Below are 14,218 nucleotides of genomic sequence, written 5' to 3' on the forward strand. Positions count from 1 at the left end.
ATCGACAGGCCGCATAAGAAAAAGGGCAGGGATGACCCGACACGAGACACCGGCGACCCGGTTCGCCAGCTGGCGCGCGGCCGGCACCATTGCGAGGCCGCCCCGGGCGCAAGGCCTGCTGCCCACGATGTTCGCGGCCGCGCTGGCCGGCGCATTCGCCGGCAGCGGCGCCGTCCTGTTTTCCAGCCCCGCGCAGGCCGCCGACGTCAAGGCCAGCGGCCGCATCATGGCTGGCCACATCGTGCGGGTCCAGGAACGCGATCCCCATTTGCTGAGTCGCGTGAATGCCGCCGCCATCGGCCTGCCGGGCCTCGGCAGCGGCGGCAATGCGGACGACGCCAATACCAACTACGACAAAGGCGACGCGGTCTCGCGCGCCGTCAAGGCGATCGTCGAGGTCTCGGCCGTGCAGGGCAGCTGGTCCGGCCTGTTGCGCGCCAAGGCCTGGCACGATGCCGGCATGAACCGCGACGGCCGGCCATGGGGCAATGTGCCGAACGGCTATGCGGCCGGCGCGCCCCTGTCGGACAGCGGGGCGCCGCGGCGTTCGCGCTTTTCCGGCGTGGCCGTGCTGGACGCCTGGGTGCAGGGACGCTTCATGCCGGCCGCGCTGCCCTTGACCCTGCGCCTGGGCCAGCAGACGCTCGCCTGGGGCGAACGCGCGCTCACGCCGGGCGGACTGGAAGCGCTCAATCCGCGCGATGCCCCCGGCCTGCACCGGGCCGCGGCCGTCCAGGCCGAGACCGTGGTGCCGCGTCCGATGCTGTTCGGGCGTCTCGAACCGGCGGCCGGATTCGGCGTGGAAGCGTTTTACCAGCCCGACTTTCGTCCCTCCACGCTGGACGTCTGCGGAACGCTCTGGTCGATGAGCGACTACCTGGTCGACGGCTGCGACAAGGTGATGTCGGGGCAGCCCATTGTCAGCGACCGCGCGCGGCTGCCGCTGGGCGCCTACCAGAAACGCCTGCCGACACCGCATCCGGACGCCGGCGAATTCGGCGTCGGTGTTACCTGGCGCCCGCACGGGACGGAGCTCGAGGTCGGCCTTTTTCACGCGCGCTACAACGCCCGCAACGCCCTGCCCAGCCTGCGGCGCTCGGGCCGCCCGGGCGGGCCCGCCCTGATCGCCGGCGACCCGGATGGGCGCAATATGGCCTATTTCACCGAGTACCCGGAAGGCTTGCGCATCAGTGCGCTCACGCTTGCGTACAAGCTGGGCGCCGGCTCCATCTACGGCGAACTGTCCTACCGTCCCGGTGCGCCCTTCATGCTGGCGCCGGGCGACGTGCTGCAGCCTTTTCTCAGCGCGACGGCAACCGCGCTGCTGCGTGCCCGCGCGAACGGGGTGGCGCCGGGCGGCGTCTTCCATGGCTACGACCTGTATGCGATGTGGCAGGCGCAGCTCGGCGCGCGGCGCGAATGGCAGTGGGACGGATTCAGGCTTGCTGGGACGGCCGAACTCGTGGGCAAGCATGCGCGCGACCTGCCTGCCGCAAGCGTGGTGCGTTACGGCCGCGCCGACATCTTCGGCGTCGGTCCCATCCACGGGCAGTGCACCGTGACCACGGGCGATGCCGCGCGCCAGTGCAGCCTGCGCGGCTATGCGACACCGAATGCCTGGGGCTACCGGCTGCGCCTCGACGCGCGCCTGCCGCTTCCAGCGCCGCAACTGGCCACCAGCGCGAGCCTGCTGTTCGTGCATGACGTGAAAGGGTGGTCGGGAGACCTGCTGCTGAGTGAAGGACGCAGGTCGATGAACCTGGCGCTGCGCTTCGAATACCGCCAGCGCTACCTGGCGGAGCTGGGCTACCAGCCTTCATGGGGAGGCGACTACCACCAGGCGGCCGACCGCGATACGGCGTCCTTCGCGGTGGGGCTGAAGTTCTGAGCCTGCCGCGTGGCGGCAGGCGGAGGGAAAAGCTCAGGCGCGGCGGCGCTGCGGCTCGGAGGGGTCGCGTGGCGGGGCCAGCTTGATCGGCGCGGCCTGGTCCGGGTACAGGGCCTGGCGGCCGTCGTAGACGGCGGCAATGGCGGCCATGTCCTTTTCAGGGTCGCCGCTCACGGTCAGGGTGTCGACCACGCTCAGCACCTTGGTGCCGTAGTCGATGTAGACCAGCAGCAGCGGGACCTTGGCGGTGGTGGCCAGGTGGTAGAAACCGCTCTTCCAGTGCGGGCGGTAGCTACGCGTGCCTTCCGGTGTGATACCGATCCAGCACCATTTTTCTGCCAGCATGGTCTGGGCCAGCTGGCGGGTGGCGCCCATCGAGGCGCGGCGGTCGATCGGGATCCCGCCCCAGTAGCGCATGATTGTCCCCATCGGGCCACGGAACAGCGAGTCCTTGGCCACCCAGCGAAACTTCAGGCCGATCGCCCACTTGCCCAGCAGGCCGACCGGGAAGTCCCAGTTCGAGGTGTGCGGATAAACGACCGCGATGCCGTGGGGGCCCGGCAGGGGCTTGTATCGCACTTCCCAGCCGGCCAGCGTGAGCAGGCGCAGGGCGGTCCGCTGGCCCCAGGTAGGCAGGCTGTCGGGGCGCAGCTTGAAATCGTCCATCAATTCTCCGTCGCGATTTATATATTGTTATTCTGCAATTTCCGCTTCCTGCGGAAAAATAAGCGAGGAATTCTATAGTGCTGCGGAAAGACGAACAAGGAAAAAAGCTGGTGGGAGTCATGAGCTGTGGTTATCATGCCGCTGTTTAATTAGCAATGCCACGCCCGATTCCTGGGAATATTGACGAGCTTACATCAATGGATATCACGATTTACCATAACCCGCGCTGCGGGACTTCCCGTAACACCCTGGCGGCCATCCGCGAAGCCGGTCACGAACCGCAGGTCGTCGACTACCTGGCCACGCCGCCGTCGCGCGAGGCGCTGCGGGAGATGATCGCCGCGTCCGGCCTCACGGTGCGCGAGGCGATTCGCAGCAAGGAGGCGGTGTATGCGGAACTGGGTCTCGATGCGCCGGGCGTCGGCGATGATGCTTTACTCGACGCGATGATGGCCCATCCCATCCTGATCAACAGGCCTTTCGTCGTCACGCCAAAAGGGGTTCGGCTGTGCCGTCCCGTCGAACGCGTCGGCGAGATTCTGTGAGCGCAATCCGCCCATACGCGCGTCGGGACGCATCCTTTGTGCAGGCGCGTTAGCTTGCGATGAAATTGAAGGCTGGCAAAGGCGTCGGTCACGAGAATACATCGGATAGTAGCCCCCTGTTCCGACGATCGGCGGCACTGGCCTGAGGTAAGATTCGTGAAAATCGTTATTTCTCAAAAGCATGTTTTCGCGACTCGACCCAAGCATCAAGCTCTTCGGCATATTGATCATTATCATCGTGGCCTGCCTGGCCACGCTGCCGATCATGAGCAGCCACCAGGCAAACATCACGCTGGACGCGCTGAAGGAGGGCGCCAGCAAGGAGCGCGCCTATAACCTCGTGCTCAGTCTGCTGAAAGATGCGGAAACCGGTCAGCGTGGTTATCTCATCGGTAACGACGACAGCTTTCTGGACCCTTACAATGCCGGCGTTGCCGGGATTCCCGATGCACTCGACGATTTGCAGCGTTTTGCGGTTTCGGAAAAGGAAGGCGCCCTGGTAGCGCGCATCGCCGAGCTGAGCCGCGCGAAGATACGCGAGATGGATCAGACCATCCGCGCCAAGAAGGGCGGCGATACCCAGGCCGCCCTCGACATGGTGGCTAGTCAGCGTGGCAAGGTATTGATGGACGAACTGCGCGCGCTGCTCGGGCACGAGCTGCGGGCCCTGGCGGCGAACCGAAACCAGTTACGCGAAGAACTTACCGCGACCTTGGGCTACAACTCGGCGCTGGGCGTCGGCGCAAGCCTGGCAAGCCTGGTCCTGATCGTCGCCGTGGTCTACATTGTCAGCAAGAGCCTGAACGAGCGCGCGGAGTCGGCCCGCCAGTCGCGCACTTTAGCCGAGAGCAATGCACTGCTGGCTCAGCAGTCTGCCGTGAGGGCCGATCGGCTGACACTGACGGCCAATATGCTGCAGGCGCTCGATAGCGTGAAGTCGCCGGCCGAGTTGACACGCGTGCTCCCGATCTTTCTGCGCAAGCTGTTGCCGGATACCTCAGGCGCAGTCTATCTTTATCGAAATTCACGCGACATCCTGGAAATGAAGGCTTCCTGGGGAGCGGCAACCGACGCGCCGCCGACGTTGGCGCGGGGGGACTGCTGGGGCCTGCGACTCGGGAAAGTACATGTTGCCACGCTTGAGCACGATCTCTGTTGCGATCATGGTGGAGTCTGGCTGGACAAGCATGGCACCCAGACTTGCGTGCCCATGATTTCCCAAGGCGACGTCATCGGCGTGCTGGTCATTGCCAGCGACCGGTGCGAGCACCTGTCCGTCGACGACGCACATATTGCCACCCTGGCCGAGCAGCTCAGCCTTGCTGTCAGCAACGTGTCGCTGCGCGACACGCTTCGCCACCAGTCGACCGTGGACCCGCTTACCGGCTTGTACAATCGCCGCTTCTTCGACGAGTCGCTCAAGCGCGAACTGGCGCGCGCCCAGCGCAGTCGGAGTGCGTGCTCGGTGGTAATGGTCGATCTCGATCACTTCAAGCGGGTCAACGACACGTATGGCCATGACGGCGGCGACCTGGTGTTGCAGGCTGCCAGCCGCGCCATACTGCAGCGGGTGCGAGCCAGCGACGTGGTATGTCGTTACGGCGGCGAGGAACTGGTGCTGATGCTGCCGGATTGCGGTGCGGAGGAGGCTGCCAAGTGCGCGGAGGCGATCCGCAATGCCCTGACGGCTATCGTCATCCAGCATGCAGGCCAGACCATCTCCGGTATATCGGGCTCGTTTGGCGTGGCCCAGTGGCCGGACCATGGTAACGCCGATCAGGACTTGTTGCAGGCGGCCGATCGCGCCATATATGCTGCGAAGAAGACTGGTCGCAACAAGGTAGTGATTGCAGAGGCGGCATCCGCGCCAGTCCGCCAGGTCGCCTGAGAGGCAAGACCCTTTTTTCGTTCGCCTCTTCCCGCATCGCCTGCGAGGACGGTTTCAAGCTTTCCAGGACGTTTACGGCGAGGATTGCGTCAACCCCGCCGGCCCCGGTCCGTCGTGCGGCACCGCGCCGATATCGGGCTGCCGTAGCGGCTGCATCGTCACCGCATCGGTCGCACTCGGCGGCAGGCCCTTGCCGATCGCCGGTGAGCCGGGCCGCAGCCGGAAGTCCGGCACCGGCTGGGAGCGGCGGTAGTCGGCGAACAGGGGCGGGGCGCTGACCGTGCCTGTGTGCTGGCGCCCCGGCGAGAGCTTCCAGTCGCCCTCGGCGTTCTGGTAGACCAGGTTGTGGCGGTAGCTCAGGTTGGGCCCGGTCGCTCCCTGTTCGACGATGCCCTGGATATTGTCGAACACGATGTTGTTCACCGTGTGGGTGTGATCGTTCGGCCCCTTGCCATGGTAGAAGTCGCCGCTGCCCACGAAGATGCCGATGCCGGAGGCGGCCACCGTGTTGCCGCGGATGGTGACGTGGCTGGCGTCGTGCCACAGGTGGATGCCGCTGCCCGAGGCGCGGTAGATGATGTTGTCGCGCACGCCGGCCGTGGTGCCGACGTAGATGCCGTGCATGGTGCGGCAGTCCGGCGGGCCGATGTCGTGCACGTGGTTGCCGGCGACGTCGGCGTCGTTGCCCTTGTAGTAGCCGTCGACGCCGATGCCGGCCCCGCCGCGCGGCTCGCAGGGCACGTCGGTGCCGATGTGGTGGACGTGGTTGTGGTGGATGCCGTTGTGGGAGCCGGCATTGTAGATGCCGCTCAGCCACTTGATGCCGCTCTGGTACTGGGTGCCGTCGATCTCGAAGCCGATGATGTCGAGGTAGTTGGCGCGGTTGTCCCAGGCCGAGGGCTGGCGCGAGTCGAGCGGCGGCACCACCCGCGCGGCGCCGCGTTCGCTCGATTCGAAGACGATGCGCGCCTCGGCCGTGCCGTGCGTGGTGGTGCGCACGCCGCCGAAATAGATGCCGGGGGCGACGTGCACGGTGGTGCCGGGCGTGGCGGCCTGGGCCGCGCGGGCCAGGGTGCGGAAGGGTTCCTCGCGGGTGCCGGGATTGCTGTCGGAACCCGAGGGGGCGACGTAGAGCTCGGTGCGCACCAGTTGCGGGATGACGAGGTCTTCCTGGCCGCCATCGCGCAGGCGGCAGCCGCCGAGCAGGGCAGGCAGGAGCAACAGCGACAGCAGCGCAAGCAGCGCTGCCGCCAGCCTCCCTGCCGTCAAGGCGGTGCGCAGTGAGCCGGGTGCGGCATGATCGGGTGTGCGCGGCATCTTTTCCTCGTGGCGGTGTGACCCGTCCAGTTTGACGCGGCACAAGCCGAAAGGGGGCCGGTTAGCTCAACGTCTTCCTTGAGCGTGCTCAACACGCCATCCGGCACCTCAGGACTGGATGGCGCCGGTCGCCAGCGCCACCGCCGGCATGTACGCGTCGAGGAATTCGGCCGGCATGCGGCGCGGGCGGCCGCTGGCGATCTCGATGCAGACCAGGTCCCAGCGTCCGCGCAGCACCGTGGCGCTGTCGCTGTCGCGGCGCAGCTGGAAGCGGCGTTCCATCGCCAGCTTGCCGTCGCCGGCCACCAGCCAGGTTGCGAGGGTGAGCGCTTCGCCGCGAAGGGTCGGCAGCAGGTAGTCGTACTCGCCGCGCCGGATCGCCATCGCGCGGTCCAGGCGCCGGTAGTCGTCCAGGGTCAGGCCGAGCTGGTGGGAGTGCGCCCAGCCGGCCTGCTCGCACCAGCGGACGTAGACGGCGTTGTTCGTGTGGTGCAGGCCGTCGATGTCGCCGGGCTGGGGCGTGACGGGCAGGGTGAAGGGGTGCGGATAATCCCAATCCAAGTGTGGCCTCGTGTTGCTGTTGGGCGGCAGGCGCCGCCAAACGGCCATTGTACGGTGCCGGGGAGGAGGGCGTGCTCAGGCGCCCCAGTCGAGCTCGACCAGCAGGGCCTTGTGGCTCGACCCCTGTTCGCTGGCGTCGACCCGCACCCGCCGGACCTGGCCGGCCAGGTCGGCGCTGGCGAACACATAATGGAAGGTGAAGGAGGCGCAGGCTTCCGGATGGTGGTCGTGCAGGCCCACGGTGGGCGCATGGCGGCGATCCCGGTGTAGCCGGGCAGGCGTTCGCGCAGCATGGAGAACTGGTCCTCGCCGCCCTCCGTATAGCCGCTCGAAACTTCTTGTACACAAAGCATGTCAAAACTGCAAAAGCGGTCGAGGCATGCGATGATACGGTCGAGATCGGTTTTGCCGTCCGGGCTGCGGCCGGACTGGATATTCCAGGTCACGAGCTTGAACATGGGATCCCCTCGAGAATCCCACAGGCTAGCGCGCTCTCGATGGCCGACTTGAAGAAGCTCAGGCGTGCTGGGAGCCGGCGCCTTGTCTGGAGACGGAATGTTTACGATGATCCTCCTGCTCTACCTGCAGCAGCATCGCGATGTGATGTTGGAGAGTACGAGCTTAAAAGGAAGCTTTCAAACGAAGAAGGAATGCGAGGCGGCCGCCGTGCGCCTGCGCGGACCCTTGCCCACGCCCGATGGTTACGCGGCCGCCTGGCACGACGCCATCTGTATCCCGATCAACCGCGGCGTGATCGTCAACGAGGGCAAGCCGGTCGACCTGGGCAAGCTGCTGCAGGGGCGCCCGCCGGTGGTGTGCGAAGGCACGGGCGCCTGGCGCCGGGTGGCGGAGCTGTGCGGGCCCGGCGGCGCGAAACAGAACGGCGGCTAGTCGCGCTTCCACACCGCCTGGCTGGGACAGCGCACCTGTCCCGCACCGCCTTCGTGGCCGCGCGAATCGAAAAGCTCCACCCCACCGCCTTCGGCGCCGCCGATGCGTGGCCGCACGAAGCCGCTGGTGCGGCAGAAGTACCTGCCGCCGCGCCGGAAGCGGTAGATGGTCTGCCCGTCAGGCGTGGTGTAGGTTTCGGTCGTGATGGAGAGACTGCTGTCCTTGCGCGCGTCCTCGAGGCCGCCCACGAAGCGTTCCCACGCGGTGTCTGCGTGTTCCGGCACCCCGGACTTCCCCTTGCGCATCTCGCGATCGATGGCGATCGCGTCGCGCCGGGCGCGCGCGGCCATGGTATCGGACGCCGCCTCGGCCGGCGCCGCTTCCTGTGCGGGCGCCAGGGGCTCGGCGACAGGGCGGGCCGCTTCGGCAGGCGCGGCGATGGCTTCGGCGTCCCGGCTGACGCGGCGCGCCGGCACGCTGCGGACCCGAGGGGCGGCATGCGGGGCGGCATCGGCGCGTGGCGCCGGCTTGTCGGGAACGGGAGGGGGAAGGGGAATCAGCTCGAACACCCGCTCGTCAAAGGTGCCGGCGGCCGGCGGATGCACGATCCGCCAGCTCGCAAGCAGCAGCAGGTGCAGCCCAAGGGTCAGTAGCAGCCCCTTGGCGTGCGTGCGGCGCAGGAGCGCCGCCGGGCCGTGCGCCAAGGCCGGCTGCCGCATCCAGTCCTTAGGACTTCGGCGCCGTCAGGGCCTGCTTGATCGCCACGCAGCGCTGGTCTTCCTGCAGCGTGTCGAGCAGCGAACGGCGGGTGCCGGCGCTCAGGTCCTTCATGGTGTTCGCCGCCTTCGTCAGGCGCGCCACGCTCGCAGGGGTGCAGCTTGCCGGGATCATGGTGCCCGCATAGGTGCGCATGAAGACCGGGCCGGCCGCCTTGTCGATCGCCGGCAGCTTGGCCAGCCTGCGCTCCGCGGTCATCTCGTCGAGCTTCTTCTGCTCGGACGGGTACATCGCGCCCATCGCCGTGCGCAGGCGCGAGAACGGCAGCTTGGTCTGCAGGTCCTCGACCTTGTCCAGCCACTCGGCCTTCACCGCCGGATCCGGACGGACCACGGTGGCGGCAAGCGCCGCGCCCTGGCCGGTGTCGGACTTGTCGCGTTCCTGTTCGGCCGCCAGCAGGTTTGCCGCGCCCTGGTAGTTGTAGCGGTTCAGGCGGGTGATGATGGACCAGCGCTGGTCCTGGCCGATCTTCAGGCCTTCCGTGCCCTGGCCGTCGAGCATGCCGGCCAGGCGCGCCAGCGCTTCCGGGCTGCTCGCCAGGCCCGAGTAGAGGCCGAACCAGCTGCGCTGGAAGGCGTCGTTCCCCTTGTTGGCCACCACGCCCTGCCAGGCCATGTCTTCCAGCTGCCTGGCGGTCTGCTTCGACCAGGCGTTGTCGATACCCATCGAGTTGATGTAGCCCTTCGATGCGGCGACCTTGCCCAGCACGTCGCCCAGCAGGGTGTAATCCTTTTCCTGCGGCGCATTCGCCAGGGCCACCTTGATGAATTCGTTCAGCGGCAGCTTGGCGTCGCGCACGCCGTCCCACAGGGCTTGCCAGAGCATGGCGCGCAGCAGCGGATCCTCGACGCCGGCCAGGGTGGTGCGTGCGGTTTCAAAACTGCGCTGGTCCAGGTTGACCTTCACGAAGCCCCAGTCCTGGTAGTTCGGGTAGACCAGGTCAGGGCAGGCGGCGCCCACCATGCCCGGGACGTTGGTCTTCGCGCCCGCGTAGGTGATCGGCACGTTCTTGTCGAGCACCAGCTTGCCGTTCACGCGCTTGAAGGCGGCGACCTGCACGCGCTGCTCGCGCAGGGTCGGCAGTTCGCGGCTTGCAGCGGTCTGCTGCAGCGAGAAGGCATTGATCTTGCCGGCCTTGCAGCTGTAGTTGGCGGTGATGGTGTTCACGCCGGCCTGGTAGAGCCAGTCCTGGGTCCACTTCGACAGGTCGCGGCCGGCCGCCTGGCCCAGGCTGCCGATGAAGTCTTCCAGTTTCGCGTTCTGCCAGGAGTACTTCACCAGGTAGTTGTGCACGCCCTTGCGGAACACTTCCTCGCCCAGCATGTGGCGCAACTGCTTGAGGGTCGAGGCGCCCTTCGAATAGGTGATCGCATCGATGTTGTCAAAGGCGTTGGCCGAGGACGGCACCGGCACTTCGATCGGGTGGGTCGAGACCTTCTGGTCCTGGATGTAGGCGCCCTGCTTGTCCTGCTGGTAGAAGGACTGCCAGGCGTCCTTGAACTCGGTCGCTTCGGCGGTGGCCAGGGTCGCCATGAAGGAGGCGAAGCTCTCGTTCAGCCACAGGCCGTTCCACCACTTCATGGTGACCAGGTCGCCGAACCACTGGTGCGCCATCTCGTGCATGATGACTTCGGCCAGGCGCGACTTCTGCGCCGGGGTCATCTCGGACTTGTACAGGAAGCCGCCTTCGGCGAAGGTGATCGCGGCGGCGTTTTCCATCGCGCCGTACAGGAAGTCAGGCACCAGCAGCTGGTCGTACTTCTCGAACTGGTAAGGGATGCCGAAGTAGTTGTCGAAGAACTCGAGGCCGCTCTTGGTGTAGCGGAACCAGTCGCTTGGCGTCACCTGCTTGGCCACCGACTGGCGCGCGAACAGGCGCATCGGGTACTTGCCGCTCTTGTCTTCCCACACCTGGTAGGGGCCGGCGTGCAGCGAGAAGTTGTAGGGGCTGAGCTTCTTCGTTTTCGGGAAGGTCCAGCGCTTGCCGCCGGGGTTAACACTGCCTGCGTCGGCGATGTTCGATTCGCGGGTCGTGGTGACCACGTGCCAGTCGCTTGGGGCGTTGACGGTGACGGTATAGGTGGCTTTCAGGTCGGGCTGGTCGAACACCGCGAACATCTGGTGGGCGGCGGCCGGCTCGAAGTGCGAGTAGGTGTAGACCTTGCCGTCGACCGGGTCGACCATGCGGTGCAGGCCTTCGCCATTGGTGCTGTGCAGGCGCTCGTAGGCGATGGTGACGGTGTTCTTGCCCTTGGCCAGGGTGTCGGCCGGCAGCGTGATGAACCAGTTGTTGTAGGTCGGGGTGACCTGCTTGCCGTTGATGGTGACCGATTTCACGGTCGCCTTGTTCAGGTCGATGGTGAGCGCCGAGTCGGTGTCCTTCAGGTCGAAGGTGACCGTGGTGGTGCCGGCGAAGGTCTCCTTGCCGGTCAGGGTGAAGTCGAGCACGTAGTCCACGTTCGACACCCGGCTTGACCTGGCCATGGCGTCGGCTTCCGACAGATAGGCGTTTTCGGCGCGCGCCGGAGCGGGCGCGGCGTGGGCGGCATTGAAGGCAAAGCTTGACGCGATGGCCAAGGCCAGTACGCGGGGTGCGAAGTGTTTCACGTGGTCTCCTGGAGGACAGCGCGCTTTTCTCGGTACGCGCTAAAAATAATCGCGCAAGAATAGCATGAGACAGCTGTCAAACACACCACATGCATATCGTTTTGTAGAACGTATGTACGGGGTGTGCGGTGCAGGGAGGCGGAGCGAAAACGTCGGGGGAAACCGGGCCCCGGCCTGCGCCGGGGCGGTGGGGTGATGCCGGATCAGGCGAGCGCCGGATAGTCGATGTAGCCTTCGGCGCCCGAGCCATAGAACAGCTCCGGCTTCGGCTGGTTCAGCGGCGCATTCTGCGCGAAGCGCTGCGGCAGGTCCGGGTTCGCGATGAACCACACGCCGAAGGCCACGGCATCCGCGTCGCCAGACGCGATCAGCTGCTCCGCGCTTTCCCGGGTCAGCTTTTCGTTGGCGATGTAGACGCCGCCGAATTCCTTCTTCAGGTGGGCGCGCAGGCTGTCGTCGCCGATGGCTTCGCGGGCGCAGATGAAGGCGATGCCGCGCTTGCCGAGTTCACGGGCCACGTAGCCGAAGGTGTCCGCCGGGGTCGAGTCGCCCATGTCGTGCGAATCGCGGCGCGGCGCCAGGTGCATGCCGACGCGGTCGGCGCCCCAGACGGCGATGCAGGCGTCCGTCACTTCCAGCATCAGGCGGGCGCGGTTCTCGATCGAGCCGCCGTACTGGTCATTGCGCTGGTTGGTGGAGTCCTGCAGGAACTGGTCGAGCAGGTAGCCGTTGGCGCCATGAATTTCCACGCCGTCGAAACCGGCCAGCTTGGCGTTTTCCGCGCCCTTGCGGTAGGCGGCGACGATGCCCGGGATCTCGGCCAGCTCGAGCGCGCGCGGGGTGGCGTAGTCGCGCATCGGGCGCAGCAGGCTGACGTGGCCCTTCGGTTGAATCGCCGACGGGGCGACCGGCAATTGACCATCGAGGAAGTGCGGGTCCGAGATACGGCCCACGTGCCACAGTTGCAGGAAAATGCGGCCGCCCGCCTTGTGCACGGCGTCGGTGACGAGTTTCCAGCCTTCGACCTGTTCGTCCGACCAGATGCCCGGGGTGTCGGCGTAGCCCACGCCCATCGGGGTCACGGCGGTCGCTTCCGACAGGATCAGGCCGGCGCTGGCGCGCTGCACATAGTATTCGGCCATCATCGCGTTCGGCACGCGACCGCCGCCGACGGCGCGCGAGCGGGTCAGCGGGGCCATGATGATGCGGTTCGGCAGTTCGAGGGCGCCGACCTTCAGCGGGTCAAACATCGTTGTCATGTGGAGCTACTCCTAAAGTCCGTCGTTCAGTTGGTCGAGGAAGGCCTGGATGACCTCCTCGTTACGCTGGAAGAAGATGAACTGTCCGACGCGCCGCGTGTTGACCAGTCCGGCCTTGTGCAGGGTCGCCAGGTGGGCCGACACGGTCGATTGCGACAGGCCGGTGCGCTGGTCGATCAGCTTGCAGCACACGCCCATGTCGAGCGGGTGTTCCTGCTCGGCGAAGTGCTGCTGCGGATCCTTCAACCAGTGCAGGATCTGGCGCCGCACGGGGTTCGCCAGGGCCTTGTGGATCGCGTCGATGTCCATGATTTCTTCCTTGTATCGGGTTCTTTCGATCCGAATATCGTCATCTTACGATATATACGGAAATCCTGCTCGCGGCCGCTATACTCGGCCCTTTTGCACAGGAGAGGGAGTAACAATGAGCTGGGTATATCTGTTCATCGCGGGGCTGCTGGAAGTGGCGTGGGCGGTTGGCCTGAAGTACACGAACGGCTTCACCAAGTTAATGCCGTCGCTGTGGACCCTGCTGGCGATGCTGGGCAGCGTGGGCATGCTGGGCCTCGCCTTGCGCCACCTGCCGCTCGGCACCGCCTACGCGGTCTGGACCGGCATCGGCACGGTCGGCACGGCGATCGCCGGCATGGTCCTGCTGAACGAACCGGCCGGCGCCATGCGCCTTGGCGCGATCGCGATGATCGCCGCCGGCATCATCGCATTGAAGTTCCTTTCGCCAGCTTGAGGCTCTCGTAGGGTGGTCGGCTTTGCCGACCACCCTACGGTTCACTCTTTGCCGAAGCGCGGGTTCGGACGGGTCATGTAGTACCACTCCGAGTTGGCGGAAGCCTTCGCGTCCGGGAACAGGATGCGGCCGCTGAATTCCGCCTTCACCACCGTGCCGTCGGCGCGCACGCCGATCTCGTCGCCTTCGTTGACCGGGTCGAAGCTGGCCCAGGCGCGGCTGAACCGGTCGTCGGCGTGCAGCTTGTCGTGCACGGTGACCATGGACAGCGCTTCCATGTCCTCGAAAGCGATCGGCTCCGGGTCTGGCGCTTCGATCAGCCGCAGGTGGGCCAGGGTGTTCATGATGGCGCGGTAGGCCGTTTCCGGCGCCGCCGGGTCGACGTGCTGGCCGCATTCCAGGGTCAGGGCCCAGCCGCCGGTGCTGCGCATGTATTCGGTGGTGCCGACGCCGTAGCGCAGCACGGTCTCCAGTTCGTCGGCATTGCGGCTGCGGCGCTTGACGCCGTCGCCGTAGGTGGCCAGCCAGCCGTCCACGAAGCGCTTCACGCCGAGGCGGAGGGCCAGCGCACGCTCTTTTTCCGCATGCTGGAAGGGCTGCAGCGGTCCGTCGTTGTTCAGCGGACCGACCATCACGAAGGGCAGGCCGCCGACCGCGTTGAAGGAATGCAGGTCGAGCAGCACCTCGTGCTGGGCCAGCAGGGGGCAGAGCCAGTTGGCGATCTGGTCCTCGAAGTCCTGCGGGTGCTCTTTCGGGAACAGGTTGCGGTTCAGGTTGCGGTCGCCGTTGCGGGTGTTCTGTTCGTAGGCTTTCGGGTTCACGATCGGCACGAAGGTGACGCTGCCGGCCGCGATATGCAGCTTGCCACTGTCGATTTCCTCCATCACGCGGCGGATCGCGATGGTGCCGCAGACTTCGTTGCCATGGGTCGCGCCCATGATGATGACGCGCGGGCCGGGCTGGATGCCGGTGTAGTTGACGGATTTGAACTGGTACTGGCTGGAGGTGGTCATTGCGGCGGGGCTCGGAATAAATGTGCCGATATTCTATCGGTAAAGATGGCGGCGGGCGAGG

At 66.2% G+C, this 14,218-nt stretch carries 14 protein-coding genes; 5 read left to right on the forward strand and 9 right to left on the reverse strand.

Annotation, left to right across the window (positions count from 1 at the left end):
* Positions 1-31 precede the first annotated feature (31 nt).
* The gene (locus ACQ7JA_RS15040; protein ID WP_430899069.1) at positions 32-1,888 is read left to right on the forward strand and encodes a DUF1302 domain-containing protein; all 1,857 of its coding nucleotides are present in this window, start codon (positions 32-34) and stop codon (positions 1,886-1,888) included.
* Between the two features lie 33 nt (positions 1,889-1,921).
* Here ACQ7JA_RS15040 and ACQ7JA_RS15045 read toward each other — a convergent pair whose 3' ends face one another.
* Positions 1,922-2,554, reverse strand: coding sequence for a 1-acyl-sn-glycerol-3-phosphate acyltransferase (locus tag ACQ7JA_RS15045; RefSeq protein WP_430899071.1), 633 nt, complete (start codon positions 2,552-2,554; stop codon positions 1,922-1,924).
* Positions 2,555-2,751: 197 nt separating this feature from the next.
* Between ACQ7JA_RS15045 and arsC the strand changes: the two genes are divergently transcribed.
* Both arsC and ACQ7JA_RS15055 read left to right on the forward strand, forming a co-directional pair.
* Positions 2,752-3,099: an arsenate reductase (glutaredoxin) gene (gene arsC / locus ACQ7JA_RS15050; RefSeq protein WP_430899073.1), complete on the forward strand. Its 348-nt coding sequence runs from the start codon at positions 2,752-2,754 to the stop codon at positions 3,097-3,099.
* 181 nt (positions 3,100-3,280) lie between these two features.
* Positions 3,281-4,987, forward strand: a complete 1,707-nt coding sequence (locus tag ACQ7JA_RS15055; protein WP_430899075.1) for a diguanylate cyclase — start codon at positions 3,281-3,283, stop codon at positions 4,985-4,987.
* Between the two features lie 72 nt (positions 4,988-5,059).
* Here ACQ7JA_RS15055 and ACQ7JA_RS15060 read toward each other — a convergent pair whose 3' ends face one another.
* From ACQ7JA_RS15060 to ACQ7JA_RS15070, 3 genes are all read right to left on the reverse strand, one after another.
* Positions 5,060-6,304 (reverse strand): right-handed parallel beta-helix repeat-containing protein, encoded by a 1,245-nt coding sequence (locus ACQ7JA_RS15060; protein ID WP_430899077.1) that lies wholly within the window; start codon positions 6,302-6,304, stop codon positions 5,060-5,062.
* A gap of 108 nt (positions 6,305-6,412) precedes the next feature.
* Positions 6,413-6,865: an acyl-CoA thioesterase gene (locus ACQ7JA_RS15065; RefSeq protein WP_430899079.1), complete on the reverse strand. Its 453-nt coding sequence runs from the start codon at positions 6,863-6,865 to the stop codon at positions 6,413-6,415.
* A 75-nt stretch (positions 6,866-6,940) separates the two neighbouring features.
* Entirely contained in the window at positions 6,941-7,105 is a 165-nt protein-coding gene (locus tag ACQ7JA_RS15070; RefSeq protein ID WP_430899081.1) for a hypothetical protein, read from the reverse strand.
* A 315-nt stretch (positions 7,106-7,420) separates the two neighbouring features.
* On the opposite strand from ACQ7JA_RS15070, the gene ACQ7JA_RS15075 reads away from it, so the two are divergent.
* Positions 7,421-7,756 carry a hypothetical protein gene (locus ACQ7JA_RS15075; RefSeq protein ID WP_430899083.1) on the forward strand — a complete coding sequence of 112 codons (336 nt, stop codon included), beginning with the start codon at positions 7,421-7,423 and terminating at the stop codon, positions 7,754-7,756.
* Here the strand turns inward: ACQ7JA_RS15075 and ACQ7JA_RS15080 are convergent.
* From ACQ7JA_RS15080 to ACQ7JA_RS15095, 4 genes are all read right to left on the reverse strand, one after another.
* Positions 7,753-8,475, reverse strand: coding sequence for a hypothetical protein (locus ACQ7JA_RS15080; RefSeq protein ID WP_430899085.1), 723 nt, complete (start codon positions 8,473-8,475; stop codon positions 7,753-7,755). The genes ACQ7JA_RS15075 and ACQ7JA_RS15080 overlap by 4 nt on opposite strands.
* Positions 8,476-8,482: 7 nt before the next feature.
* A complete protein-coding gene (gene pepN, locus ACQ7JA_RS15085) occupies positions 8,483-11,140 on the reverse strand; it encodes an aminopeptidase N (protein WP_430899087.1) in 2,658 nt (885 codons plus the stop codon).
* A gap of 203 nt (positions 11,141-11,343) precedes the next feature.
* Positions 11,344-12,399 (reverse strand): alkene reductase, encoded by a 1,056-nt coding sequence (locus ACQ7JA_RS15090; protein ID WP_430899089.1) that lies wholly within the window; start codon positions 12,397-12,399, stop codon positions 11,344-11,346.
* Between the two features lie 12 nt (positions 12,400-12,411).
* Entirely contained in the window at positions 12,412-12,708 is a 297-nt protein-coding gene (locus tag ACQ7JA_RS15095) for an ArsR/SmtB family transcription factor (RefSeq protein ID WP_430899091.1), read from the reverse strand.
* Positions 12,709-12,823: 115 nt separating this feature from the next.
* Here ACQ7JA_RS15095 and sugE point away from each other — a divergent pair, with 115 nt between their 5' ends.
* A complete protein-coding gene (gene sugE / locus ACQ7JA_RS15100; RefSeq protein WP_430899093.1) occupies positions 12,824-13,144 on the forward strand; it encodes a quaternary ammonium compound efflux SMR transporter SugE in 321 nt (106 codons plus the stop codon).
* Between the two features lie 41 nt (positions 13,145-13,185).
* On the opposite strand, the gene ACQ7JA_RS15105 is transcribed toward sugE, so the two are convergent.
* A complete protein-coding gene (locus ACQ7JA_RS15105; protein WP_430899095.1) occupies positions 13,186-14,157 on the reverse strand; it encodes a succinylglutamate desuccinylase/aspartoacylase family protein in 972 nt (323 codons plus the stop codon).
* Between the last annotated feature and the right edge of the window lie 61 nt (positions 14,158-14,218).

Source organism: Massilia sp. BKSP1R2A-1, assembly GCF_050586525.1.
Classification (GTDB): domain Bacteria; phylum Pseudomonadota; class Gammaproteobacteria; order Burkholderiales; family Burkholderiaceae_D; genus Telluria.